Here is a 26,192-nt window from a genome sequence, read left to right as displayed (position 1 = left end):
AGGAATTGATACTGTTGCCGCTTAAGCAGTGCTAACCTAAATAGGACTTACGCACGAGTACGCATGGGGGCCGAGAAACCGGGTTTTTTTACGAAAAGACGCGTTCGAGCATCGCAGACTTGGTAAAAAACCCGGTTTCTGAGCGTCAGAGTGCGTGCAGGACGGCAATTATCAATTACCAATTATCGATGCCCAATTACCAATTCCCAATTACCGATTATTTTCGTCGATCGTCCAATTTGCGGTAAACTGCTCTCAAATCAACTTGATGGTGAGCCAAAGCAACCAAAGTGTGATAAAATAAATCCGCAACTTCCCCAGCAATTCCATCTTTATCGTCATCTTTGCAAGCCATTACAACTTCCGCCGACTCTTCGCCAATTTTCTTGAGAATCTTGTTGTCGCCACCCTCGAACAATTTGCAAGTATAAGAACTTTCGTTAGGATGGTCGCGCCGATCGCAAATTACCTCAAATAATTGAGATAACATATCTCCAGGCGGCGGTACAATTTCTCCGTCAACTTGGTGAAAACAACTTCTTTCTCCGGTGTGACAAGCAATATCTCCAACTTGTTCGACTGTTACCAACAAAGCATCGCTATCGCAATCGTAACGCAGCCCTTTGACATTTTGAACGTGTCCCGAAGTCGCGCCTTTGGGCCACAATTCGGAACGAGAACGGCTCCAGAACCAAGTTTGCCCGGTAGAGAGCGTTTTTTGCAGCGACTCCCGACTCATCCATGCCATCATCAAGACTGTACCGTCCAAATAATCTTGGACGATCGCAGGCACTAAACCGCGATCGTCGTAACGAATCTTTTCAATTGGGATCGATCGGCTCAAACTCGATAAATCATTAGTAGACATAATTTTATTTCAACTTGGTAATATAGATTAACGCTTTCCTGTCGGAGATTTTTTTTAATTAACCGCAGAGAAGGCAGAGGACGCAGAGGAAGAGAAGAGAGGAGATTGAGGAAGTGATGGACAAATTGTCAAGAAGTATTTTACAAAAAATTACACTTTAGCGCGATTCCCTACGGGATAGCTTCGCTTCACGGTGCTAGTGCGACAAAGCCTAAAAAACCCAAGCTAGTATTGCTACTCATTGGTTTGTACCCTAAAATCTATTAGAATAGTTTCCTTGAATCGACCTAACCTTTATGTTGAACTGGCTATAAAATTATTCTACCAACAACAGACGTTCACTAAGGAGAAAACATTGGTTTCCACAACCTTGAAAACGACCAAATCAGAAGAAATTTTCGCCGCCGCCCAGAAGTTGATGCCAGGTGGCGTCAGTTCCCCCGTCCGCGCCTTCAAATCCGTAGGCGGACAGCCAATCGTCTTTGACAGGGTAAAAGGAGCTTACATTTGGGATGTTGACGAAAACCAATACATCGACTACGTAGGCACTTGGGGCCCGGCTATCTGCGGCCACGCCCACCCAGAAGTCATCAAAGCCCTTCACGAAGCTTTAGAAAAAGGTACGAGTTTCGGGGCACCGTCGCTGTTGGAAAACGTGCTCGCGGAAATGGTCATCGATGCGGTTCCCAGCATCGAAATGGTGCGATTTGTCAACTCCGGCACCGAAGCCTGCATGGCCGTTTTGCGGCTGATGCGAGCCTTCACCGGGCGCGATAAACTGATTAAATTTGAAGGCTGCTATCACGGGCACGCCGATATGTTCTTGGTAAAAGCAGGTTCCGGCGTGGCAACTCTGGGCCTTCCAGACTCCCCGGGCGTTCCGAAATCCGTTACCGCCAACACCCTCAACGCTCCCTACAATGACTTGGAAGCAGTAAAAGCTTTATTTGCCGAAAATCCGGGCCAGATAGCAGGCGTAATTCTCGAACCAGTTGTGGGCAATGCCGGTTTTATTACCCCGGATGCAGGTTTTCTCGAAGGCCTGCGGGAAATTACCAAAGATAACGGTGCTTTGTTAGTTTTTGATGAAGTAATGACCGGTTTCCGCATCGCCTACGGCGGCGCCCAAGAAAAATTCGGCGTTACCCCGGATTTGACAACTTTGGGTAAAGTTATCGGCGGCGGTTTGCCGGTGGGAGCTTACGGCGGACGGCGCGATATTATGGGGATGGTGGCTCCTGCTGGGTCGATGTATCAAGCAGGTACGCTTTCGGGTAATCCTTTGGCGATGACTGCTGGGATTAAAACTTTGGAATTGCTGCAAAAACCCGGCACTTACGAACAGTTAGATAAGATTACGAAAAAACTGTCCGACGGATTGCTAAAAGTTGCTAAGGAAGCCGGACACGCGGTTTGCGGCGGGCAAATTAGCGGGATGTTTGGCTTGTTTTTTGCGGCTGGCCCGGTTCACAATTACGATGATGCGAAAAAGTCGGATTTGACTAAGTTCAGCCGCTTTCACCGGGGAATGTTGGAGCACGGAATTTATCTTGCTCCTTCGCAGTTTGAGGCAGGATTTACTTCTTTGGCTCATACTGATGAAGATGTCGATCGAACTTTGGCCGCAGCGCGTGAAGTGATGGCGAGTATTTAACGTGTGTAGTAAGGACGTTCGTCCTTAAAACTCAGGAATAAATGATTGAAGTCCTTGCTGTTTTTTTTGCAGTAAGGACTTTCATTTTTAACTGGTACACAATCCGCGTTAAAAACCTCTCGATCGGGGCTTGCGCAGGGGGCTAGAAAGCCGATTCCTACGAGATTTTGCCACGACGACTCACGAGAAATATACGAAGAAACTGGCTTTCTGAGGTATTGTTTTTTTGCGATGACCTACTTAATGAAAAATGACTAATGACTGCTGAGTCATGAGACGTAAATTCCATACATTCGCTCTCCTATCTTGAGATGGCTTTGCGTTGCATATGCGGTTTCCTATCGCTCAAAATTTTATTCACTAAGCCTCATGGCTACTGACTACTGACTGCTAACTAATTCAATTATTGATAAATTCACCTTCACAGATAATCGAGTCTCTGTTCTCCAAATCTTCTTGATTCCATACCGCGTTTAATGCTGCGGAACTTAAGGAAGTTGACATCGTATTTAAGGTTGTGTTGTAGTATTCTACAGCATTATTAAGTTCCACCTGTGGCGCTTCTTTGAAGTACGAATTAATATCAGGCGTACACCGCTGGGCTTGGTAGTATACATAAGCTTCAGCATTAATGCACATTACTAAGTAAAAATCCTTATTTGCTGCCGTCACATCTCCGAGTTTATAGAGCGCTAAACCCCGGTTGAGATAAGCTTTAACATAGTTCGGATCGAGTTCCACTGCTTTGTCAAAGTCTTCAATTGCAAGCTGCATTTGTTTTAATTTATAGCGAACGCAACCTCTGTTATAATACGCATAAACATTTTGTGGATCGATGCCCAGTGCAGTGTTGTAATCGGCGATCGCCTGCGTGTTGTCTCCTAATTGGTGATAACAGAGACCGCGATTTATGTAAGCTTTGATATATTTAGGATTCAACCGCAGCGTTTCATTAAAGTTCTCCGTTGCGGCCTCTTTTTCTCCCAAAAGGTAGTAAGCGCGCCCGCGGTTGTAATAGGTTTTATAATTGTGGGAATTGATAGAGAGAGCTCGATTGTAGTCTTCTATTGCTTCTTCGTAATGTCCTAAATTAGCAAGTACGAGTCCTCGGTTGTTGTATATAGCGTGGTTGCCCGGCTTACTTGCTAAAGCGCAGTTGAGATCGTCAATGGCTTTTTCGTGTTCTCCTAGATGGCGCCAAGCATTGCCTCGATTCAGGTAAGCCTCGAACAAATTAGGATTGATATCTAGCGCTTGGCTGAGGTCTGCGATCGCTTTCTGGTAGTCTTTCATGTAATAGTAGACTAAGCCGCGATTGTTATAGGCTTTGGCATCGGCAGGGTTGAGTTGCAGGATGCGATCGAAATCGTCGATCGCCGCTTCATAGTTTCCTTTCTTGGCGCTGTGCAAACCGCGCTTGTAAAATTGTTTGAGGTTCATAGGTCAACTTTCAGGAGTGCTTGATTCTGGGGGTTGATTCCTTTGCTGCCAGTTTTGAGTTGAACAACGGTTAAACTTCTCTTTTTGTGCCACCCGTTATTAGATTACCCTCAAATTGATGGTAGGCTATCTACCGGAAACAGGATTTTAGGTTCATTTTAACAGCAGTTAAATCCTGTGGAAAGAGTCTGCACCTCGGCTGGATTTACTTCGTCAGTTCCATTGTTTAGGCGATCGACTCGATCTTAAAAGCCTAGTTTTAGTTGGTGTTCTGTGTCTCTTGATACGGCTGCGATCGGCTCGATCGCCAAATTAAGTTTGAGACAGCTACTCAGTATAAATTGTTGCACCCACTCCCACCGAGTAAACTTTATATTTTTTTGAGAAACTTCATCTGAGTATTTGCAGCAGCACGTCTCTACAAAATTTTGTTGCCTAATTACGAATTACCGATTGATTTCCTCTTCCACATAAACAGTCAATTTCTCCAAATCTGGAAGTTCGATCAATTCTTGTTCTTTTTCCTTAACCGACACGGGCATCATCACAGGTTTACGGTGTTCGATCCAGCAACTCGCCAGCGGTAAAGTTTGTTCCAAATCTTCCAAAGGCCTCGGAATTACCATCACCGCGTTCAACTCGCCAATTCGCTCAGCTTCGTACATCCCGGCTTCTACGGCTACTGCTACATCTGCAACTGCACCGCGAATAATTGCCGTGCACAAACCCGCGCCGATTTTCTCGTAAGCTGCCAAGTGTACGTCTGCGGATTTGAGCATAGCATCGCAAGCGCCGACCATTGCGGGAAATCCCCGGGTTTCGAGCAAACCGATCGCCTGATTGCTAAGCCGAGAATAATTGCCGCTTTCCGAAAGCTCAGTCAGGCGAAAGCCGATCGGCAAAACCACTTCCAAATTAGCCAAGGGTCTAGGAATCACCAACTTAGAAACAAACTGCCCGAACTGTTCGGCAGTTTGAGCTCCAGCTTCCACAGCCAAGCGCACGTCCGAAATTCTGCCCCGGACGATCGCCGTACAGTGACCGGAACCAATTTTTTCGTATCCTACCAAAATCACCCCTGCCGACTTCAGCATCATGTCAGCAGTCCCGACAATTGCCGGAAAACTCTTGGTCGATACCAAACCCAAAGCAGTGTCTTTGAAGTATTCCTGGCGCTGCGATCGCTCTTCGTGACTGTTACGATCTGTTTGTCCGTCCATCTTCTATTACCCTTAGAAACTTCCCAAAATAAAAATTTGTTGATAGTTTATAGTTTCTCAGATGAGAAGACCGACTGCACGAGCTACAAGACACAGATTGCTGCGGCAAGGCCTGACAAATTGCTGAGCTACCAATAATATGAGATTACCTATTTATATTTGATCTTTCTGCCTTCAGCATAGCTGCCTTTTGCCGAAATGACGGCTACCCGGAACCGCCCGATAAAGTTTGACCGTTTTCGTCCGATCGATTAAAAGCTTGCCGGTGCGGAAACAGCGTCCCCAACAGCCGATTGATGTGAGCTTGACCGTACAGAATAGTTGGCGTTTCGCCTGGTTGCGGAGGCTCTGCGGCGGTGGATTCCGGCGGGTCTGGGGCCGTCTCCGGGGCAGTTTGAGGCGGTGTTTGGGCGGGTTGTGGCGGCTCGATCGGCTCGATCGGTCGATCGACTGGTGGCGTAGTGGCTTCGGGGGTTTCTGGTGATGTTGGCGCTGCTGCGGTTGCTTCTGCGGCCGCTTGGCGGCTGGTATCTCCGATTAGAGAACCTGCTGGTATAATTTGCATTTGGTCGATACAAGGATCGATCAGTGTCGTCCCCGCCCCAATACAGGCATTTGCCCCGATCGTTCCCGCACCTACCACCAGCACCCCTGCACCCAGAATAACGCCCGCCTCGATTGCCAGAGTACCTTCACGGGCGTGAAGGATAACTCCCATACCGATACAGGCACCGGCGGCGATCGAGATCCGGCAGCCCAAATCTGCTTGCAGGATTGCTCCAGGGGCGATCGCCGCACCCTCATTCACAACTACATCGCCACTCATCAAAATCTGAGAGTTGCTACTTAATTGCAGTGGCGATAAATACATTCGACTTCACCATGAAAGGAGCTATTTTTTTCGATAAAAGGACTTTAAATTATGGGTTTTTTCGACTGATAAATTTAACCATGTCAATCTAAGAAACGATAATTTACTAATACTGAGAAGCTTGATGCTTTAACGTTTTATAGAAACTTTCAGAAGATTCTAGATTTTGACCAACATTTCTCAATCGAGCTTTATAACTATCTCAAATCTAACTTCAATCCGCTTGGGTTTCTCCCGTTGGCCCCTGTGCGAGGGCTTAACGGGAGAAACAGGCTAATTACCAGGCAAATTAAGGTCGTTGGATAATTTCTTCGAGTACCCGGCGCTTCGCCTTGGAGTCGATGCCAAGCAAGCGGACGTACTCGCCGCTGTGTTCTTTGAGACAGCTTTCGAGGGCGGAAATCACTTCGGATTCGCGGTTGGATGCGATCGGCGCGCAACTGCTCCAAGAACCGGTACGGAAACGGCGCGCGTCGGCGTGTTCCGAGCCAATTTTGTAGCCTTGGGAGAGTAGGTTGCGGATTTGGTCGATCGTCTTGCCGGTCAAACTTCCGCTGCTCGCCGAACCAGTCGAAGCTGCTTTGTATCCCGATGTTGCTGCCGACTTAGATGTTGCTCCCGGCTTAGCCGATTGAGCAACTGGGCCGTCGGGACGCTGAATAATTTCTTCAACTATGCGCCGCTTAGCTTTCGGGTCAATCCCGATCAAGCGCACGTACTCGCCCGGGTACTCGTTCATCACAGATTCCAAAGCGGCGATCGCCTCAGATTCGTTTCTCACTTGTAGCGAAGGCCCGCTTTGCCAAGAACTGGTGCGGAAGCGGCGCGCGTCGGCGTGTTCCGTCCCCACCTTGTAGCCTTGAGCTAGCAAGCCGCGAACCTGAGCCACTGTGTCGGCACTCAATTTTCCGCTTGACACGGAACCGCTATTGTGGTATGAAGCTTGTTGTGCAACTTTACCGTTAGATTGGTGAGTTTTCGCACCGTTAGAACCGTTAGAGCCGTTGTCTCCCGGTCTTTGGACGATTTCTTCTAGTACGCGGCGCTTGGCTTTGGTGTCAATCCCGATCAAGCGGACGTATTCTCCTTGGTGCTCAGCCATGCAAGCTGACAGAGCCGCGATTACTTCAGAGTCGCGCTTTGAGGAAATCGGGCCGCAAGTGCGCCAAGAACCGGTCCGGAAGTGTCGCACGTCGGCGTGTTCGGCTCCGACGCTGTATCCTTGAGCTAGTAAATTGCGGATGCTATCGGCAAGAGTTGAACTCAATTGGGTGCCGGCATGGGTAGAATATTTGGTTTGAGTCATATTTGGGTTTTTAGTTTGTTCGTTGCGAATTGGTGCTAGACAGGCGATGTTCTCAGCGCAGCGATAACCCGTTCTCAGAGCGTCATTGATGCCGATGACATGGGTCGCAAATTGAACGTCAGAATCTAGAACGTCAGGCAAGCGATCGGCTTGCTTCTGATTAGTGATAATGGCTCCCGAAGGTACGTACTTACCGGGGGGAATCTCCACATCTTTAATTAGTACGTGCATCATCACAATGCAGCCGTTGCCCACTCTGGCATTGAACACCGTAGAGCGAAAGCCGATAAAGCACTCGTCGCCTACGTAGGCAGGGCCGTGAATTAAACTCATGTGGGTGAGGGAAGTATTTTTCCCCACCCACACAGAATAAGATTTGTCGTCATCTCCTGTGACTCGGCCTTGTTCTAGGCCGTGAATCACTACTCCGTCTTGAATGTTGCTTCCTTCTCCAATATAAAAAGGAGTGCCTTCATCGGCGCGGATAGATGTCCCGGGGGCAATCATCACATTAGAACCGATATGCACATCCCCAATAATGTTAGAAAAGGAATGTACGAAGGCGGTGTCGTGAATTTTAGGCTCAGCCAAGTTTTTCGACCAAGGCGTCGGGGGAGCCGCAACATTGCGGACTGCCATAAATTAAGTTCTCCTAAGCTGAAAAATCTTTTTGTTAGTTGTTAGTTGTTAGTTGTTAGTTGTTAGTTGTTAGTTATTCTTCCACTAACTGCTAACTGCTAACGGTTGCAACTAGCGGTACGGGTCGTCTTTTTTACTGTAAATGAGGCGATTTTCTACATTGACAGTATCTATAATGCCTACTACCAGAGCATCGATCGGACGGTTTTCGCTTCCGGGCGCGATCCGGGCTGCGCTGCCTCGGGTCACTAAAACCCATTCATCGATACCAGCGCCCACACAGTCAGCGGCTACCTCATATCCGGGAACTGGGGAACCTTCCTCATCGATGAATTGCAGCAGTAGAAATTTCGATCCTCTCAGTGTCGGCTCTTTTTGGGTACTGACAACTGTGCCGAGAACTTTGGCCATTTGCATTTTAGGTAATAGGTAATAGGTAATTGGTAACTGTCATTTTTACACTGTCACTTGTCTTTTTTTAATTAGCTTTACTCAGTCCGCTGTCCGCCGTTTAGAGTTCTTCGTCTAGTAACTAATGAATGACTAATGACTAATGACTAATAACCAATATCCCATGCCCTCCTCAATTAAAAATTAAAAATGCTAAATCAAAAACATCGCGATTTTTAATTTTTAATTTTTAATTACCTAATGCCCCTTTGCCGATCGCCTATCTTACGATCTGTTGAGAGGGCGAATGCCGCTGACGCCTTCGCGGAATTGTTCTACAGCTTCGGTGTAGCGAATCGGCAGCACGTACTCCAAGTTTTCGTGAGGGCGGGCGATAATGTGGGTGGACATCACTTGTCCGCCGTTAACGCGCTTCACTGACTCTACTCCAGCGGCGACCGAAGCTTGCACTTCCGAGACATCTCCTCTGACAATGACTGTAACGCGAGCGCTACCAATTTTTTCGTAGCCTACCAAGGTGACGCGGGCTGCTTTGACCATCGCGTCAGCAGCTTCTACAACTGCGGGGAAGCCTAAGGTTTCGATCATGCCAACTGCAATTGCCATTGGTTTTACTCCTGATTGAATATTTGGGGAACTAAACAGTTAATTTTTGACGATCGCACTAATTTTCGTCAAACGAAATTTCTGTGCGCAAAGAACTTAGTAGCCTCGGAACTGTTCTACTGCTTCTGTATACCGAATCGGCAGAACGTATTCTAGGTTTTCGTGGGGGCGAGCGATAATGTGGGTAGAGACGACTTCTCCGCCGTTCACCCGCTTGACGGATTCCACTCCGGCGGCCACTGAGGCTTGGACTTCCGACACGTTGCCGCGCACAATTACGGTGACGCGGGCGCTGCCGATTTTTTCATAGCCCACGAGGGTAACGCGGGCAGCTTTGACCATAGCATCGGCAGCTTCCACAACAGCGGGAAAACCTTTTGTCTCAATCATTCCCACGGCAATTGACATTTTTGAATCTCCTAGAGGATTAGTGAAATTACCGTTACAAATCTTTGAGAAATCTAAAAATTTGGACGGGGAGGCCCACATTATTTAGTAATGCAGTGTAAAGCTTCCTATTCTTTAAGAATAGGGGAAGCTGTCCACCTTGACAATATAAACTAACATCATAATGTTTAATAACAAAAATTAAAATTTTTTATGTTACTTCAAATAATTTAATATTTATTTAATAAAGTTAATATAAAAACGAGTAGATGCCGACAGGGATCGGGGATTAGAGTAAGTAACAATACTTATCAAGTAGAGTTCGGTATGTGAAGCCGGAGCTGAGCATTGCCGGGAAACTTGGGGATTTCAAAAAGGGGGATCGCGGGGAAATCGGCAAAAAAAGCAGTCTTGGCAGATCGGCAGGCATTTTTTTCTTTGAGTGCCGAGCCTGCTCAGTCGGTAATTTTGTATTGAGATAATTATCTGTTTTGATGCTTTAATGTATAGTTAATCTTGTTGAGTGCAAATTATTTTGCCAGAACTATACGATCGGCTTTAGTTAAAGTTTTAGGGTATCGCACGATCGCCCGCGACTGTTTTTGTATAAACGCAGCCGGTAATTTGAAGTTTAAGGGATAGATTAAATGACTCAATTTCTCCTCCAAGCCTGTTGGTGGGTACCTTTATATGGCTTAATAGGCGCAATTTTAACTTTGCCGTGGTCTACGGGAACCGTTCGCAGAACAGGGCCCAGACCGGCGGCTTACTTCAATTTGCTGATGACGGTGTTGGCTTTCATACACGGATCAGTTATTTTTACAGCGACTTGGGATCGACCGCCCCAACAGTTGCTCGTGCACTGGGTGCAAGCAGCCGATTTAGATTTGTCTTTTGCAATAGAAATCTCCACGGTCAGCGTCGGAGCAATGGAGTTAGTTAGTGTTCTGAGTTTGTTAGCACAAATTTACGCTCTCGGCTACATGGAAAAAGACTGGGCGCTAGCTCGATTTTTTGGGCTGATGGGTTTTTTTGAAGCGGCAATTAGCGGCATTGCCATTAGCGACTCGCTGCTTATAACTTACGCTTTGTTGGAAATGCTGACGCTTTCAACTTACTTGCTAGTCGGGTTTTGGTACGCTCAACCGCTAGTAGTAACAGCGGCTAGAGATGCGTTTTTAACAAAGCGTGTAGGAGACGTGCCGCTGCTGATGGGAGTAGTGACGCTTTCAACTTTAGCGGGAAGTTTGAATTTTTCCGATTTGGAAAAATGGGCGGAAACTGCAACTTTGTCTCCCGTAGTGGCGACTCTTTTAGGTTTGGCTTTAATCTCCGCACCTACGGCCAAGTGCGCTCAATTTCCCTTCCATTTGTGGCTCGACGAGGCGATGGAAGGGCCCAACCCGGCTTCGATTATGCGGAATACGGTAGTTGTGGGCGCTGGGGCTTATGTTTTGATTAAACTTCAGCCTGTTTTAGCGCTGTCGCCGGTCGTAGAGGGGGTGCTGGTGGTTTTGGGCGCGGTGACTGCGGTTGGCGCTTCCTTGGTGGCGATCGCCCAAATCGACATCAAAAGAGCACTATCGCATTCTACCAGCGCTTCTATGGGTTTGGTGTTTATCGCCGTGGGGCTAAATCAAGTTGACATTGCTTTGCTGTTGCTGTTCGCGCACTCGATCGCCAAGGGCTTATTATTCATGAGCGTAGGGTCAATTATTACCACAACTAACACTCAAGATTTAACAGAAATGGGTGGGTTGTGGTCGAAGATGCCTGCCACGACTACGGCTTATTTAGTAGGCGCTGCGGGGATGGTAGCGCTGTTGCCTTTGGGCAATTTTTGGGCGATGCGCCGCTGGCTCAACGGTTTTTGGACGGTGCCTTTGTGGCTAGTAATTGTGTTGCTTTTGGTTAATGGTTTGACGGCGCTAAATTTAACTCGCATTTTCGGTTTAGTGTTTGTCGGAAAACCGCAGCCGAAAACTCGCAGAGCTCCAGAAGTTGGTTGGCCGATGGCTTTGCCAATGGTAATTTTGACGGTGATGGGGCTGTTAGTGCCTTGGATGTTACAGAAGTGGCAACTATTAATTAGTTGGAGCGGGCCTTGGGCGGAAACGGGAGATTTTGATGCTTTAAACTTGCTTTTGAAGACGCTGGATACGCCGCTGTTGATGTTATCTGGGTTGATTGGCTGTGCGGTTGGGGTGGCGATTTATTGGTACGGGGTGTTACCTCGACCGGTACGGCTACCTGTTCCGGTTTTGCAGGATTTGTTTGCTTACGATTTTTATATCGATCGAGTTTACCGCTTGACTGTCGTTTGGGCTGTGGCTTCTATTTCTAAAATCAGTGCTTGGACTGACAGGTATTTGGTGGACGGGGCGGTGAATTTGTTCGGTTTGGCGACAATTTTTAGCGGCGAAGGGTTGAAGTACAGCGGCACCGGTCAGTCGCAGTTTTATGTGTTGACGATTGCGTCGGGGGTTGCTGTGTTGCTGGGGTTGATTATTTGGCAGTTTTAAACTGTAGAGGTCGGCAGATGATTTTATTCTGGGTTTGTCTGCTTTCGATCTAATTTTATGCAACTTTAAACCGCAGATGAGGGCAGATGAACGCAGATGATTTTATTCTGGGTTTGTCTGCTTTTTTATCGAGTTTTACTCAAACTCGATCGGCCACAATTCGGCAACCGGAACTTCCCAACCGGGCAAAATATCGGGAATTGCAATCGTCTCGCCATCTCTCAATACAACTGGCTCGGCTGTCGGAGTGTAAATTGTTACTGTGCGCTTGTCCGGGTCGATTAATATTCCGACTTTGGCTCCGCTTTCGATGAATGATAGAATTTTTTATCGCAGGAGTTTGAGGCGATCGGACTGAGATTTGATTTCTACAACTAAGTCGGGAACGAGTTCGGCAAAATACCTTTTACTTTGTTTGAGGCGATCGGCAGCCACAAACGAAACATCGGCAACTCTCAGATCGGAATTGGGGAGGATAAACCCGCCGCTAGACTCAAACACTCGTCCGAGTTTGCGGGGTTTAACCCAGTTGCCCAAAAGTCTGACTAACTCTGCCCCTATTTCGCTCGATACAATGTCTGATGGGCCCATAATGATAATCTTTCCGTCTACGAGCATTGGTGACAATTTAAGACTTAATTGCATTTGTCAATCAGTAATATTACTCAAAAAAACTGCTTTTTTAGGAGTGGAAAATTCACGATTTGAGAGAGAGTAAGTATAAATATCACCCTCGGCACGATCGCACGATCGCCCAAATCTCAGTTTTATGCCCAAAATCCGAGTAAAGGTTGAGCATAATTGCTGATTGACAAATGCTTTCTTAGCTTAACTTGTTACCAATGGTCTATGAGTTCTAATTGGTAGTCTAGATGTGCTTCGCAAAGTATACTTTCCAGTTGTTCCAAGTCGGCAACTGTTAAGGGGGTGGAAGGATAGTCGGATTTAATTTGCAAATCTTCCAGATCTGTGAGACTTTCTGTAAGACTTGAGGTCATGGGACGGTTCCAAATACATCTGAAGCTATGTTAAGAAAAAAAATAGCCGATCGCTTTTATATTTAGTTGCTTTGCGTTAATGTTAAATATAGTTTAAAAATCTGTAGTAAAGGAAAGTTTTAATTGATGCTCAGTGCTTTAATCTGGATACCAATGTTGGCTGCCACCGTGATTGGGTTGTGGCCCGGTTCAGTGAGTTCTAAAATAGTTCGGAATGCTGCGATCGCCATTGCGGGCATAACTTTGATTCTCTCGGTGATTTTGGCAACTCAGTTCGATCCCAGTACGAGTCAGTTGCAGTTTTCGGAATTTATTCCTTGGATAGATGCTTTGGGATTGAATTACAATCTCGGCGTTGATGGTTTGTCTCTGCCTTTGGTAATTTTAAATACTCTGCTGACAGGGGTGGCAATTTACGCTACGGATGAGTCGATCCGCAGACCTAGATTTTATTATTCTTTGATTCTGTTAATTACCGGCGGCGTAACGGGGGCTTTTTTATCTCAAAATTTGCTGCTATTTTTCCTGTTTTTTGAGATAGAATTGATTCCGCTTTACTTGTTAATTGCGATTTGGGGAGGCGAGCGCCGGGGTTATGCTGCTACTAAGTTTTTAATCTATACTGCTTTTTCGGGCATTGTACTGCTGGCTGCTTTCTTGGGAACTGTTTGGCTGAGCGGTGCTTCTAGTTTCGATTTGGTTGGTGGAGCGGGCGCATTGCATTTGCAAGGAGGATTGCCTTTACCTTTGGTAAGGCAAATTATTTTACTGGCTGGGGTGTTGCTGGCTTTTGGGATTAAGATGCCTTTGGTGCCTTTTCATACTTGGCTGCCGGATGCTCACGTAGAAGCTTCGACGCCGGTTTCGGTGCTGCTGGCGGGGGTGCTTTTGAAGCTGGGAACTTACGGGATGCTGCGCTTTGGTTTGGGTTTGTTTCCCGATGCGTGGGCGGTGGCGGCGCCTTGGTTGGCGAGTTGGGCTGTGGTAAGCGTGCTTTACGGGGCGAGTTGCGCGATCGCCCAAAAAGATATGAAAAAAATTGTAGCTTACAGTTCGATCGCTCACATGGGCTACATTTTGTTAGCTAGCGCCGCAGCTACTCCGATTAGTATGTTGGGAACTGTGTTGCAAATGGTTAGCCACGGTTTAATTTCGGCGCTGCTATTTTTGAGTGTCGGCGTTGTTTACAAAAAATCCGGCACCCGCAACATCGATGTGCTCAAAGGTTTGTTCAATCCCGATCGCGGTTTGCCGATGATTGGCAGTTTAATGATCCTCGGCGTGATGGCAAGTGCGGGGATTCCGGGTTTGGCTGGATTTATTGCTGAATTTTTGATATTTCGGGGCAGTTTGCCAGTGTTTCCCGTGCAAACTTTCCTCTGCATGATCGGCACTGGTTTAACTTCAGTTTACTTTTTAATTATGGTCAACCGCGCCTTTTTCGGCCGCCTTTCGGATTTGGTGGTAAATTTGCCACAAGTCCGCTGGAACGATCGCATTCCTTCGCTGGTTTTAGCAATAATTATTGCAATCATGGGAGTGCAGCCGGGAGTTTTAGTTGCTTTGAGCGAGAAAACTGCTATCGCAATGGTAGCTCCTGGGCCCGCGCAAGTTAAAGTTTCTCAAAACTTAGACTGATAGGATGTCCGGTCGATCGACCGCACTCCAATTCGTTTGTAGTGAGTATGACAGTCATCAGAATTGTATGATGACTTGCATTCCTCACTACAAACAAACGCACCCCGCAGAAACCTAAAAAACCCACTTTTTTCGAGATAGAGTGCCTCCAGGAGATTAGGTATTTTTATATCAAAATAAAGTAAATATTTGTGTTTTTAGGTAGTCAACCTTGCCAAAAATGATATAATACCAGAACTATAAGCAGTAAGAAAATAGTTATTAAACTCAGGCTGAATCCAGATGAAAAGTACCGTATTAAAACCGTCTGTCCATCCCCTAGCCGCATACATTGATGTCTTAGAATCAGGCAAAGCTTTGCTGCCTGAATCGGTGGAAAATGTAGTAGAAGTTGTCGGGGTTCTGAAAAGTTATGGTATTGTTTTAGATGCCTATTCTCGAAATCTCAATTACATTGCTGAAGAACAGTTTTTAGTGCTTTTCCCGTTTTTTAAATATTTCAATGGGGAAGTCACTCTGCCGAAGTTAATACGCTATTTGTGGCACGATCGCATTAATTTTGAGTATGCGGAGTATTGCATGAGAACAATGCTTTGGCACGGCGGCGGGGGTTTGGACAGTTATTTGGATTCCCCGGAATTTAGCACTTTGGCCGACAAGGCGATCGCGGCTAAATTGAAAGGCAATTTTTTCATGCAGGGACTTCACAAAGCATTTCCCGATTTTTTGCCGGAACAAGTGCGGATGCTAGCTTACTACACCGGTCTCGGTCAGTTTTGGCGGGTAATGAGCGATTTGTTTATGGACTTATCTGATTCCTACGATCGAGGGGAAACTAAGTCTATTTCTGATGTAGTTGATTTTGTCAAAGCCGGTTTAGTCGCCGCGGCCAGCCTACCAATTACCTACAGCGTCAAGATTAGCGGTCAAGTCTACGATATACTGCCAGCGACGGCTAATTTGACATTTTTACCAGATGTAGCCGTGCCTTATGTAGAGGCTGTTTTCTTTCGGGGCACTGCGTTTTTTGGCACAGTTTCATACAATGCTCAAGCGCATCAAATCCCGGAAGAACAAAGAGAATTTGCCTACGGGGCTTTGTTTGCTGACCCTTTACCGATTGGAGGTGCAGGGATTCCACCCACTCAATTAATGCAAGATATGCGGCATTATTTGCCGGAGTATTTGCACGAAGTTTATCGCACTAGCTGTCGGGGTGAAGACGATGTGCGGGTGCAAATTTGTCAGAGTTTTCAAAAGTCGATGTTTTGCGTGACGACGGCGACTATTTTGGGTTTAGCACCTCATCCCATGAATACATCGGATTATGAGGAAAAAAAGGCTAATCGGGCTTATTTGGAAGGTTGGATGGATCGATTTGGGAATTCTCGCTTGGATTGGGCAAATCAGCCCACTAATAGGGCCTGTCAGTTGTTCCCAGAACGGTAGAATTGCGACTGTTTTTTAGAGCGAAAAGTCTCTAGGAGTTGCAACAATATTATCGGCTTTGGCAATTGCTTTCCTTTGGATAGCGAAAGCTCATCCTGGCGATCGCAATGAGATCACCTCCAGTAAAATAGCCGTTATAAGGCAAGTAGTGAAAGCTTCTGTCCTCTGATTTTAATGAGGACTTCAGTCCTCGCTACAAACCAATTTTATAGTGGTCATTTGAGCGGACATAGTATGACAGGGTAAGCTGTTTATTTTCGGGTCATTGGGATTGCTTTCATAAGAGATCGCTCCGCTAACGCTTAGGCTTGCAATCACAGGATAAAGCACTTGTTATTTCCGAACTATTTAGATTCGGACTAGAAGACTCAGGCCGTGAGAGTCGGTTCCGCAAGTTCCAAGCAAGCCGTGAGTTTCTGCTAAATCTTTGACTAAAGCTGTTTGTTTGGGACTCGGTTTCCAAGGATTTGGATTACCGTAGGCATAGTAGGTTTCTACGCCGTCAATTCCTAAACGAGCGGCTTCTGGGATGAGTTTATCTGCGGTCGATCGATACCGGCAAGGATGTGCTAGAACTGCTAAACCTCCTGCTTCTTGAATAGCTTCAATTAGCATGGCGGCTGAATAACAATAAGTGCCTTCTGTGCTTTTACCTCGTAGGTATGGTTCAAGACGGGGATTTTGCGGATCAAAGGCGTAACCGAGAATGTGTACGTTATTGTTGAGCAATTCGGCATTAATTTCAGCACCTGTCCAGAGAGTAGGTGCTTCGCTATTTTTGTCGGGATGGTTTAATTTCCAATTATCCAGCCAAATTTGAGCTTTAACGTAGCCTTTGGTGCTGTGGTGGTCGGTGATAGCTAACCCTTTGAGGCCGCAGGCTATGGCTTGTTCCATCAATTTCTCTGGCTGCAATTGTCCGTCGGAGTAGACTGTGTGCATATGGAAGTTATAGGAACCGGGACAGCTATCGGCATCAATTGTCTGCAAGACTTGTTTGAGTGCTGAGATATTTTGGGCTTCAGGTTTGAGACTAGAATCGTGGCAGGGAGCGAGATTGACAGTCATAAGGGTTTCTATAAAAAAAACTAGCCTTGTTTAATATATCCAATAAATTGATATGTTGCACCGATCGCGATAGTCCCAATAGCTATTTACCGTGGCGCGGGGGCGGGTTTATGAGATTATTGATTTTAGGCAATTATGGTTGGTAAAACCTGCCTCTACAGGTTTGTTGAGAATGCCACAAGATATTAATTCAATCGCATTTTAAACCGGCGGCTGCGGCTGTGGGAAATTCGATCGGCACAAATGTAACTCCAAACTGTTCTCTCGAACACGGAACAATATGCGCCATTCCTTTAGGAGGGTTTTTCCGATTTCCAGTCTTTGAGTCAAACTCAATTATACCTGTAGCTCCCTCGGCTTTAAAGTTTGGATCGGCTAAGGTTTTTTGCATTCCTTCGCGGCTTGGTTCAGGCTGCATTTCTACTAGAGCTTTAATCAATGTCCGACTGGCGTCGTAGGTTAAAGCCGATCGAATATTGACCGGGCCTCCCCACAATTTTTCAGCGTTTTGAGGGAATTTTTTGTCAAAACTGATTAACGGATGCCAAAACACGGATATGCCCAGTTTTTCAACAGACTTTAGCTGTTTTGCTACTTCTAACGTTCTCGGTTCGTACAGCGTCCAGGGCCCGACAATCCAATTGCGATCGCCGTTAGCTTTAATCATTTCGATCGCATTTTCTACGGAACTGGTGACTTGAGCGTCGGGAATCACAAGTAAGGCTGTTTTTCCTAGTTTTTCAACTTCTTTGATTGCTGCTTCGGCGTTAAAATAATTTTTTGATAAGTCGTAATAATTACTGATTCTCAAAGTTGCGCCTCCTTTTGCTTCAAATTGCTTTTTGAATTCTTCCCACACAGAAGCGCTGAACGGACTGTTGGGATTGTAAAATACTGCGACCTTTTTTACCCCTACAGAAATTAGTTGATTTACTAAATCTTCAGCTTCTATGCTAGTTGTCGGAGCCGTCCGAAAGAAATATTTTCGAGGTTTTCGCGTCAGTTCTTCTGTTGTGCTTCCCGGAGAAATGGCGACGAGTTTATTCCGATTGTAAATATCTACTGTTTCCACAGTCATGTCGCTGGTGTAGTGTCCGATGACTGCTATAATATCGGGCTGAGCGACCAAATAATTAGCCCTTTTAACTGCGTAGGATTTGATATTTCCGTCATCAGCAATGATGACTTTTAGACCTTTTTTATTAATAGCTTTGGGTTCAATAAAGCCTTGACCCGGAAAATCTTTATTGCTGCTGTCATTGGGTTTGATGAGACCTAAATTAACTTCGGTTTGAGCTTGAGCAATGCCGCGCAGCAGTTCTTCGGCTAAATTTGCGTTGATGATGCTGCCGTCCTGATTTCTGCGGATGGGAACAACAATTGCGATCGTGTAATATTCTGCATTTATTGCCTTCAGCAGGGCATTGTTGATGTAAATTAAAGTTTCGGGATCTCTGCGGTCTTCTCGCCAGGACTGTTTGAGCAATTTTAAAGCTTCGGGGTAATTGGAGTCGGCAAACTCATTGATTCCCCTTTGTTTTGACCACAGGGCGGAGGTTTGCACTAAGAGTTTTTCGCCCGAACTTACACCATCTGCGGAGGGTGTAGGCTGCGTTTGTCCCGGGGAAATTCTGGGGATTAGCGGGGAAATTCTGGGGATTAAAAGTACGATCGCCAATGCAGCGGCCAGCCCCGCAACTGGGAACAACAACCAGCGAAAGTTCCATCGAGCTAATCTACCTGGTGGCTGTGGCAATGCGATCGACTGTGGCAATGGGCTCGACTGCGGGAATTGCAGCGAATCCAAGGCTTGCAACACCTCAGTAGCAGATTGGTAGCGCTGCTGAAAGTGGTAACGCACCATTTGATTTAAAATATTTCTTAGACCATCGCTAACTTGTACCGGAGGGTGATCGGATGTTGAATAATGCCAGACAATTTCGCAAGTTTCGGGGTCGGGTGGCAGATTGTTGGGATGTCGCCCGGTGAGGGCTTGAATCGCGATGATGCCTACTGCATAAATATCATTGTAGGGTTGCGGGGTAGAGTGCGGATTGTATTGTTCGGCAGGCATATAACCCCTGGTGCCGATCGCCTGCGATGTCAATATTTCACCTGTAGTGTTACAGGTCAAAGTGCTGATTTCTTTGACAGCTCCAAAATCAATTAGAACAATTTGACGATTTTGTGTACGCCGCATTAAGTTAGAAGGTGTAATATCGCGGTGAATAACATTTCTATGGTGAATAAAAATTAAAATTTCTAGAATTTCTCGTAACAAGGCGATTACATCTGCTTCCGTCCACTGCTGCCGTTGAATGAGTTCTTGACTTAGGGGAGTTCCTTGAATGTATTCTTGAACTAAGTAAAAATTGCCATTTTCCTCAAAGTGATTGAACAATTCAGGAATGCGCGAGTCATTGCCCAGAGTCTGTAAAGCCATAACTTCCCTTTGAAATCGCCTCCTGGCTTGTTCCAATACTTGGGGATATTCGGATTGAGGAAAAGGAATTTCCTTAATCACGCACGGGGGATTTTCGGGGTTTTGTATATCTTGAGCGGTGTAGGTTCTAGCAAATCCTCCCTGTCCTAATCGAGCGATGATTCTGTAGCGTCCGGTCAGTATCTTTCCGGGATTGAGACACATAAATTTTATAGTTTCTTATGGAGGTGCGATCGCTGATGTTGATTATAAGCTTTTTTGTTGCCAGATACAGCTTGGCAACATATCAAATTCGTCTGTGTCTATATCAAAAACACTATAAATCTCAGCAATTCGCAACTCTACATTAGTGATGACTGATAATTAATTATCAATTATCTTTCTGCTAACTTGCTGAGTACAAAAGCAGCTAAAAACCCGCAGACAGTAATTAATCCAGCAAAATCGTGAGTTTCCTCGAATGCTTCGGGAATCATGGTATCTGAGATCATTGCTAAAATACCCCCTGCTGCTACGGCGGTAGTTGCGGCTATTACTTCCGCAGAAAAGTGGCTGAAAACCGCATATCCTAACAATGCTGCGATACCGGAAATAACTGCGATCGCGCCCCAAACTCCAAAAACGTAACCGATCGATCTCCCTGCTTTTTTCATGCCGGCGGCGCTGGAGAGTCCTTCGGGAATGTTGGAGAGGAAAATTGCCGCTACTGTCACCCAACTGACAGCGCCTCCAGAAATCATGCTGACGCCAATGACGATCGACTCCGGTATCCCGTCTAACAGCGCGCCGAGGGCGATGGGTAATCCGCCATCGCCTGACTCTGTTTTAGCTGGGTGCAAACTGCCCGATCGCTTGCGGTGTTTTGCTCCCTGTTTATTCAAAAACCAATTGGCGGCTGTGTAGACAGCAGCGCCCCCCAAAAAGCCGATCGCCGTCGAGTCGAAACCGCCGCGCTTGTAAGCTTCATCCATCAGTTCAAAGGATAGCGCTGAAATCAGCACACCAGCGCCAAAAGCCATAATTGTCGCTATCGCCCGCTGAGGAATGCTCGCAAAGTAACCCACCGCCGCTCCCAGTAGCAGCGCCGAACCCCCCACTAAACCCCAAAATCCTGCCTGCAACCACACTGGAAACATCAGCCGCACCTCAAAGGAAAAATTTTTATGCCCGCTGGAAAATTATATAGTTTTAATTGCGGGACGACAGCGGATACAGCATTTCTCAACCGAGCGAGGTACTGCCTCTTTAGCAAGCAATTTCCAATGACTAATGACTGATGACTAATGACTGATGACTAATGACTAATGACTAATGACTAATGAATAATGACTAATAAAAACAAATTCCCCGGCATCACCGGGGAAGGAAAAATATTTAAAAAAGTAATGTTGTTTTAATAAATTGAATTTGCCAAAAAGCGGCGATAAATTAGTAGCAGCCCTTGTTAATTTGAGAGCGGACGCCGGGGCGGGCATTCCTGTGTAGGTGCCGCACCCGATCGCATTTTCCAGTCTCAAGAAAACAGTTGCATTCATATTTGAGTACCAGTTAAGCTTGGCTGCTGTTGCGAGTCTGGCTTGCCAGCTCCAACAGTTGCGCCCAGCGTTTTTGGACTTGTTTGGGAGTGCATTTGAGCGCGGTGGCGATCGCCTTGTCGCTTTCTTGATTCCGCTTCATTTCTAACAGTTGCTGCATTTCCGGCGACAGTTGAGCGCGAAATGCTTCCCATTTGTCAGAAGTCATTCCCAGCTTTTGATCGACATCAGCACCCAGCCATTCGTGAACGAGTTTCCAATTTTGAGTGCGGGCAAATTTTTCGACGTGGTACTTAAACCGCTGTTGCAAGTAGTCGCGCTGGCGGGAAGACAAACCGAGAACTTGATCGATTTCCGAAGCCGAAAGGTCTTGCAATTTTAAAGTGAGGTAGTCCACGCATTCGGGCTGATTTTGGGCTTCCAGATAGGCGATCAATTCCGAGACTACTCGATCGCGCAGCACAGCATCAGCCGGATCGACAGTTTCCGATACCATTTGCTCGCGCACTTGTTGCAGCGCCGGAGAGCGGCTGTACATTTCCGCATCTTCTCCCTTGCCCGACTCTACAGCCATTTCAATGTCGATCGCAGTTTCCGGAGGCTGGCCCTTGGCAAATCCTTGAGCGCGCAACACGATCAGGCGCTGGCGGTTGCGGCCGGGCAAACCGATTTGGCGCTTGGCGTAGTGTTCGGTAAAAGCCATGTACTCAGCCAATTCTAGCTGCGTGCGGGGCTGGTAGGTGACATCGAGTTGGTGTTCCCGGCGGAAAGCTCGCAGAGATTCGATGTAAAAGCCTTGCAAAAAGTCTTCAATCATGTTGTAGCGAGCTTGGAAGTTCAAGTTCGATCTGAAGGAAGCAACATGGCGGTAAATCATCGCCGCGAGGTGAGAGTGCAGTTCGACGCGGCCTTGTTTGGAACCGAGGCGGTAGTATTGCAGGGTTTTTTGCAACCGGTGCTCGGCCAAGGTGATTTGCCAAGCTTCAACTTCGCCGGAAATTTGGATGCGATCGCTTTTTTGGCAAATCCGTTCGACTTCCTTAGCAATCCGCATCGCCACTGGTTGAGCGCTGCGACTGGCAGTTTTCATTTCCGCTTGCAATTCTTTGAGGGCGAAGTTAGCCAAAGCGAGAATATCGATGCTGGGAAGAGTATTGATTTCGGCGGTTTGTTCGCTGGAGGCGGCCGGAATGCTGTTGAGGTCAGAAGCGGTGTTGCAGTTGACGGTGTTGGTGGCAGCTTTGACAGTCATGGCGTTTATCGGGTGGTAGGGCACAGCGGGTGTGCGAGGACATTTGTCAGAGAGTGAGGCTGCAGTTGCTGGCGGTTTCGCTTGCTGTGCTGATTCAACTCTCTATACATTGAATGTTACGGAAGTAGAGATAACCGCAGTGATGCCAGTGTTCCACTCTCTCATGCAACAGTTTTTGGCTGCTGAATCTGATTCTAAGCGCTGACTGTGGGAGATATGTTTTATTGCCATTAAAGCCTTACTGTACAAGCATTCTGAGCTGTTATGCGGGTGTGGCGATCGCGACAAAGATTGACGGTGTTCCGGGGCCGCTGAGTGGACAATCTAATAACTGGCTATTTGAGGGTTGGAGATTGTGGAATCGAGACTCGGCAGGGTGTAGCTAACTGCAATGTATTATGAAGCTACGCAACAGCAGTTAGGAAACCCGGTTAATCTGCAAATTTGATGTTACCTAGGTAGACGGGAATCCCTACAACGGTCTTTTTTGAATGAACCGCTTTTGACATGAAAAGGACGCCAGCGAAGAGAAGAGAAGAAAAGTAGTAGTGTAGGGTGCCCGCAGAGAGCTTTGTTTGCAAACAATTCACCCGGATTCTCTCTCTAATACCAAAGTCACCGGCCCGTCATTCTCGATCGAGACTTGCATCATCGCTCCAAACAAGCCTGTTTCGACTTTTAAGCCGCTCTGGCGCAACTTTTCTACAAATTTCTCATAAAAAATTTCGGCTCGTTCCGGAGCCGCTGCTCGATCGAAGGAAGGCCGCCGACCTTTGCGGCAGTCGCCGTAGAGCGTAAACTGACTCACAACCAGCAACTCACCGCCGATGTCTTGTACGGACTTGTCCCAGCGGCCGGTATCCCTAGCCGAGTCGGGAAACAAACGCAATTCTAAGCATTTGCGAGCCATCCAATCGAGTTCTGCTTCGGTGTCGGTATCTGCAATACCTACAAGCAAGTTAAGTCCGCAGCCAATTTTGCCGACAATTTGACCGTCAATTTCGACTTGAGATGATTTGACTCGCTGGATGATGACTCGCATGGGAAATTAGAAATGCTTAAATTTAAAACTAAAAATCAAAAGGTAAACTTACCTTTTGAATAGGAACGATCGAAAAAAACCCGGTTTCTCGGATAAATCTTGGTTTTGACCGCGAAGTCTCGACGAAAAAACCGGGTTTCTAGCCAGCGCACGTCTGTTCTGTTTAATTTTCAACCTTTAGTTTTTCCCAAAACCTTTGCCGCGACTGGTTGAAGGCATACAAAGACAGTTTTCGAGTTGCGATCGCAAATTCTCGGTATCCAAACCCTGACCGATGAGAACAAGCTGGTTCTTCCGCTCACCTTTCCACTCGCCATCGTCCATCGAAAATCGCTTGCCGCTCAAATGGAAAATATGCCGTTTGGGACTTTCTTCAAACCACATAATCCCTTTCGCGCGAAACACGTTTGTTGGCAGTTGGTGGTCTAAGAAATATTGAAATTTCCTCAGAGAAAAGGGCTTGTCGCTCTGGAAAGAAATTGAGGTAAATCCGTCATTTTCTAAATGGTTGGAGTGGTCGTGACCGTGATGGTCATGATGGCCGTGGTCGTGATGGTCGTGATGGTCGTGATGGTCGTGATGGTCGTGATGGTCGTGATGGTCGTGATGGTCGTGATGTTCGTGACTGCTAGGAGTTTCCTCAGATTGGAAATATTTGTCAGATTCAAATAATCCTACACTGAGGACAAGTGGCAGTGGAACTTGCGATTTTACAGTTCGCAGAATTCGAGCACCTTCTTTGACATCGCGAATCTTAACTTCCAACAAATCTAAATCTGCTTCCTCAACCAAATCTGTTTTGTTGAGGATAATTATATCGCCGTAAGCTATTTGACTGTAAGCTGCTTGAGAGTTGAACAAATCTAAGCTGTAGTTGGCTGCGTCTACTACTGTAACTATCGAATCGAGACGAGTCAGATCGCGAAGTTCTGTGCCTAAAAAAGTCATCGCTACTGGCAGCGGGTCGGCGAGTCCGGTTGTTTCAACTACTAGATAATCGAGATTTTCTTGACGTTCCAGAACTTTGTAAACTGCATTAACTAAATCTTCATTAATTGTGCAGCAGATGCAGCCATTGTTCAGCTCAACCATGTTATCCTCGGTGGTGACAATCAGTTCGTTGTCGATGCCGATTTCGCCAAATTCATTTACCAAAACTGCTGTTTTCAAACCCTGTTGGTTGGTCAGGATGTGGTTGAGCAGGGTTGTTTTGCCGCTGCCGAGAAATCCTGTAATGATGGTAACGGGTAAGCCGTGTTTGGGAGCGTCCATCGCCAGTTCTGTTTCGGACTGAGTTGTAGATTGCATAGCTTGAATGTCAAATAAGGTCTGAAACTTAAACTTGTTGTTCTTATTGTATCTTATATGAATTCCGAACAGCGCGTTACCAGCGCTAATTCTCGGAAGTTGCCAACAATGCGATCGCACCTGTTTAATTGGGCGATCGAATTGTTGGCAAAAGTACCTCTATGAGTTGGTCTGCAACGTGTTTCCAGGTAAACCCACTCGCTACAAATTTGGGGCCTGCTTCCCGAGAGCGATCGCACAACTCCGGCTGTTCTATAATATTTTTCATTAAGGCGATCGAATGTTCTAAATCTGGCATCAGGCGAAATATCGGGCGATCGTTAGAAGTACCTTCTTGAAACGTACTTTCGACGTGCCAAGCAAAGTCTGGAGTTGTAAAATCATCCGTCGGGCCACCTTTAGTGCAGATAAGCGGCAAGCCGCAAGCGATTGCTTCTAGTGCTGGCAAATTGAATCCTTCTGCTAAATAAAGAGATACATAGGCATCGGCTGCTTGATAAAGTTGAGCCATTTTTGCAAAAGGCAGTGTTTCTCCTATGTAAGCCATGCGCGGCAAAACTTTTTCTGCTTCGTCAAATGTCAGTTCGTCTATGTTTTGAGCGATCAGAGAATCCGACTCATATATTGATTCTTCTCCTTTCAATACTAATCTGGCTTCGGGATAACTTTCAACTACAACTGCGAAAGCTTTTAACAATAAATCGATGCCTTTATTGGGAGATCCTGCACCGACATTCAAAAATACAAATCCGTCCCATCCTAGCTGTTTCCGCAAAGCTTCGCGTTCCGATTTTGTTAAAGGTTTGTAAATATTCGGATCGATGCCGCAGGGTATGACAATTGTGCGATCGGGATTCGCACCGCTGCGGATAAATCCGGTTTTCGACCAATGGGAAGGCGTAATAATAATTATATCGGAGTTGCTGTGTCCTTCGCGGAGGGAAGCTGCGCCCGTTATTCTAAAGTTTTCGTTGTGCAGAATTCCCCATTCTGTTGTGGCAAACAAGCACGTCCGTTTTGTGTTTGAGGGTGCAAAATTGTAAGGTACTGAGATCCGTAAGGTAGCGTCTGCTTTTAGAGACGCGGAAGGGTGAGGAATATTTTTTATTGCTGCTTCAGCAGTTGCGTCTAACAAACCGGTTGCTGGCTGCCAATTTTCGTCTAGATAGGGGATATCTTTGTGGAAAATTTCTAAGTTGGGATATTTCAGCATTTCTAGTAGCTAAAATTGATTGGCGATCGCGTAGGAGTGCGGCAAAAAGCGCCAGCATCCAACAATTATACGCATTTATTTGTTGTTTATTAGTTGTGATTTTTTACAGATAATCATCACCCTTACCAATGCCCTAAGTAAGTCGGTGAGAAAAAACCAAACTATGTTAAAATAAGTAAACATAGAGAATACGTCTACTGAGGTAACTCAATATATGGGCGCTAGATTAAGGGTATTTCTCAGTCCAACAGTTCGGACATATTTTGGGAGAGTCAGGCTCTGAGAGAGCCGTATTCTAGGAGTTTTCGGTAGTTTGGATTTA

At 46.3% G+C, this 26,192-nt stretch carries 20 protein-coding genes and 1 pseudogene; 4 read left to right on the top strand and 17 right to left on the bottom strand.

Annotated elements, in window-relative coordinates; translation table 11 throughout:
• Window positions 1–217: 217 nt before the first annotated feature.
• The gene (gene hisIE / locus QUA13_RS07125) at window positions 218–868 is read right to left on the bottom strand and encodes a bifunctional phosphoribosyl-AMP cyclohydrolase/phosphoribosyl-ATP diphosphatase HisIE (protein WP_333197678.1); all 651 of its coding nucleotides are present in this window, start codon (window positions 866–868) and stop codon (window positions 218–220) included.
• Window positions 869–1,223: 355 nt separating this feature from the next.
• Here hisIE and hemL point away from each other — a divergent pair, with 355 nt between their 5' ends.
• On the top strand, window positions 1,224–2,522 hold the full coding sequence (gene hemL / locus QUA13_RS07120; protein WP_333197677.1) for a glutamate-1-semialdehyde 2,1-aminomutase: 1,299 nt from the start codon (window positions 1,224–1,226) through the stop codon (window positions 2,520–2,522).
• Between the two features lie 399 nt (window positions 2,523–2,921).
• Here the strand turns inward: hemL and QUA13_RS07115 are convergent, their stop codons facing one another.
• From QUA13_RS07115 to QUA13_RS07085, 7 genes are all read right to left on the bottom strand, one after another.
• Window positions 2,922–3,962, bottom strand: coding sequence for a tetratricopeptide repeat protein (locus QUA13_RS07115; protein ID WP_172186878.1), 1,041 nt, complete (start codon window positions 3,960–3,962; stop codon window positions 2,922–2,924).
• A gap of 446 nt (window positions 3,963–4,408) precedes the next feature.
• The gene (locus QUA13_RS07110) at window positions 4,409–5,182 is read right to left on the bottom strand and encodes a BMC domain-containing protein (protein ID WP_333045652.1); all 774 of its coding nucleotides are present in this window, start codon (window positions 5,180–5,182) and stop codon (window positions 4,409–4,411) included.
• A gap of 205 nt (window positions 5,183–5,387) precedes the next feature.
• The gene (locus tag QUA13_RS07105; RefSeq protein WP_333197675.1) at window positions 5,388–6,053 is read right to left on the bottom strand and encodes a carbon dioxide concentrating mechanism protein; all 666 of its coding nucleotides are present in this window, start codon (window positions 6,051–6,053) and stop codon (window positions 5,388–5,390) included.
• 289 nt (window positions 6,054–6,342) lie between these two features.
• Window positions 6,343–7,998, bottom strand: coding sequence for a ribulose bisphosphate carboxylase small subunit (locus tag QUA13_RS07100; protein ID WP_333197674.1), 1,656 nt, complete (start codon window positions 7,996–7,998; stop codon window positions 6,343–6,345).
• Window positions 7,999–8,109: 111 nt separating this feature from the next.
• Window positions 8,110–8,415: a EutN/CcmL family microcompartment protein gene (locus tag QUA13_RS07095; RefSeq protein ID WP_172186882.1), complete on the bottom strand. Its 306-nt coding sequence runs from the start codon at window positions 8,413–8,415 to the stop codon at window positions 8,110–8,112.
• Window positions 8,416–8,673: 258 nt separating this feature from the next.
• Entirely contained in the window at window positions 8,674–9,015 is a 342-nt protein-coding gene (locus tag QUA13_RS07090; RefSeq protein WP_006635058.1) for a carbon dioxide-concentrating mechanism protein CcmK, read from the bottom strand.
• Window positions 9,016–9,111: 96 nt separating this feature from the next.
• The gene (locus QUA13_RS07085) at window positions 9,112–9,423 is read right to left on the bottom strand and encodes a carbon dioxide-concentrating mechanism protein CcmK (RefSeq protein WP_006635059.1); all 312 of its coding nucleotides are present in this window, start codon (window positions 9,421–9,423) and stop codon (window positions 9,112–9,114) included.
• A gap of 626 nt (window positions 9,424–10,049) precedes the next feature.
• On the opposite strand from QUA13_RS07085, the gene QUA13_RS07080 reads away from it, so the two are divergent.
• Window positions 10,050–11,924, top strand: a complete 1,875-nt coding sequence (locus QUA13_RS07080) for an NAD(P)H-quinone oxidoreductase subunit F (protein ID WP_333197672.1) — start codon at window positions 10,050–10,052, stop codon at window positions 11,922–11,924.
• A 135-nt stretch (window positions 11,925–12,059) separates the two neighbouring features.
• Here the strand turns inward: QUA13_RS07080 and QUA13_RS07075 are convergent.
• Window positions 12,060–12,539, bottom strand: a pseudogene (locus QUA13_RS07075) (Uma2 family endonuclease); the annotation flags it as partial.
• Window positions 12,540–12,760: 221 nt separating this feature from the next.
• Window positions 12,761–12,922: a hypothetical protein gene (locus QUA13_RS07070; protein WP_333197671.1), complete on the bottom strand. Its 162-nt coding sequence runs from the start codon at window positions 12,920–12,922 to the stop codon at window positions 12,761–12,763.
• Window positions 12,923–13,048: 126 nt separating this feature from the next.
• Here QUA13_RS07070 and QUA13_RS07065 point away from each other — a divergent pair, with 126 nt between their 5' ends.
• Both QUA13_RS07065 and QUA13_RS07060 read left to right on the top strand, forming a co-directional pair.
• The gene (locus QUA13_RS07065) at window positions 13,049–14,560 is read left to right on the top strand and encodes an NADH-quinone oxidoreductase subunit M (RefSeq protein ID WP_333197670.1); all 1,512 of its coding nucleotides are present in this window, start codon (window positions 13,049–13,051) and stop codon (window positions 14,558–14,560) included.
• Between the two features lie 282 nt (window positions 14,561–14,842).
• The gene (locus QUA13_RS07060; RefSeq protein ID WP_333197669.1) at window positions 14,843–16,009 is read left to right on the top strand and encodes a CO2 hydration protein; all 1,167 of its coding nucleotides are present in this window, start codon (window positions 14,843–14,845) and stop codon (window positions 16,007–16,009) included.
• A gap of 348 nt (window positions 16,010–16,357) precedes the next feature.
• Here the strand turns inward: QUA13_RS07060 and QUA13_RS07055 are convergent, their stop codons facing one another.
• The 7 genes from QUA13_RS07055 to QUA13_RS07025 form a co-directional block, all read right to left on the bottom strand.
• Window positions 16,358–17,077, bottom strand: coding sequence for a PHP domain-containing protein (locus tag QUA13_RS07055; protein WP_333197668.1), 720 nt, complete (start codon window positions 17,075–17,077; stop codon window positions 16,358–16,360).
• Between the two features lie 190 nt (window positions 17,078–17,267).
• A complete protein-coding gene (locus QUA13_RS07050; RefSeq protein WP_333197667.1) occupies window positions 17,268–19,724 on the bottom strand; it encodes a bifunctional serine/threonine-protein kinase/ABC transporter substrate-binding protein in 2,457 nt (818 codons plus the stop codon).
• Between the two features lie 170 nt (window positions 19,725–19,894).
• Window positions 19,895–20,656: a ZIP family zinc transporter gene (locus tag QUA13_RS07045; protein WP_333197666.1), complete on the bottom strand. Its 762-nt coding sequence runs from the start codon at window positions 20,654–20,656 to the stop codon at window positions 19,895–19,897.
• A 412-nt stretch (window positions 20,657–21,068) separates the two neighbouring features.
• Window positions 21,069–22,307 carry a HetZ-related protein gene (locus QUA13_RS07040; RefSeq protein WP_333197664.1) on the bottom strand — a complete coding sequence of 413 codons (1,239 nt, stop codon included), beginning with the start codon at window positions 22,305–22,307 and terminating at the stop codon, window positions 21,069–21,071.
• 586 nt (window positions 22,308–22,893) lie between these two features.
• On the bottom strand, window positions 22,894–23,349 hold the full coding sequence (gene dtd, locus QUA13_RS07035) for a D-aminoacyl-tRNA deacylase (RefSeq protein ID WP_172186893.1): 456 nt from the start codon (window positions 23,347–23,349) through the stop codon (window positions 22,894–22,896).
• 177 nt (window positions 23,350–23,526) lie between these two features.
• Complete coding sequence (locus QUA13_RS07030) at window positions 23,527–24,657, bottom strand: GTP-binding protein (protein WP_333197663.1); 1,131 nt, start codon at window positions 24,655–24,657, stop codon at window positions 23,527–23,529.
• Window positions 24,658–24,781: 124 nt separating this feature from the next.
• Complete coding sequence (locus tag QUA13_RS07025; protein ID WP_333197661.1) at window positions 24,782–25,870, bottom strand: glycosyltransferase; 1,089 nt, start codon at window positions 25,868–25,870, stop codon at window positions 24,782–24,784.
• Window positions 25,871–26,192: the final 322 nt, after the last annotated feature.

It is taken from the genome of Microcoleus sp. S28C3 (genome assembly GCF_036700785.1).
Lineage (GTDB): Bacteria > Cyanobacteriota > Cyanobacteriia > Cyanobacteriales > Microcoleaceae > Microcoleus > Microcoleus asticus.
This window is presented reverse-complemented; position numbering and strand designations above follow the sequence as displayed.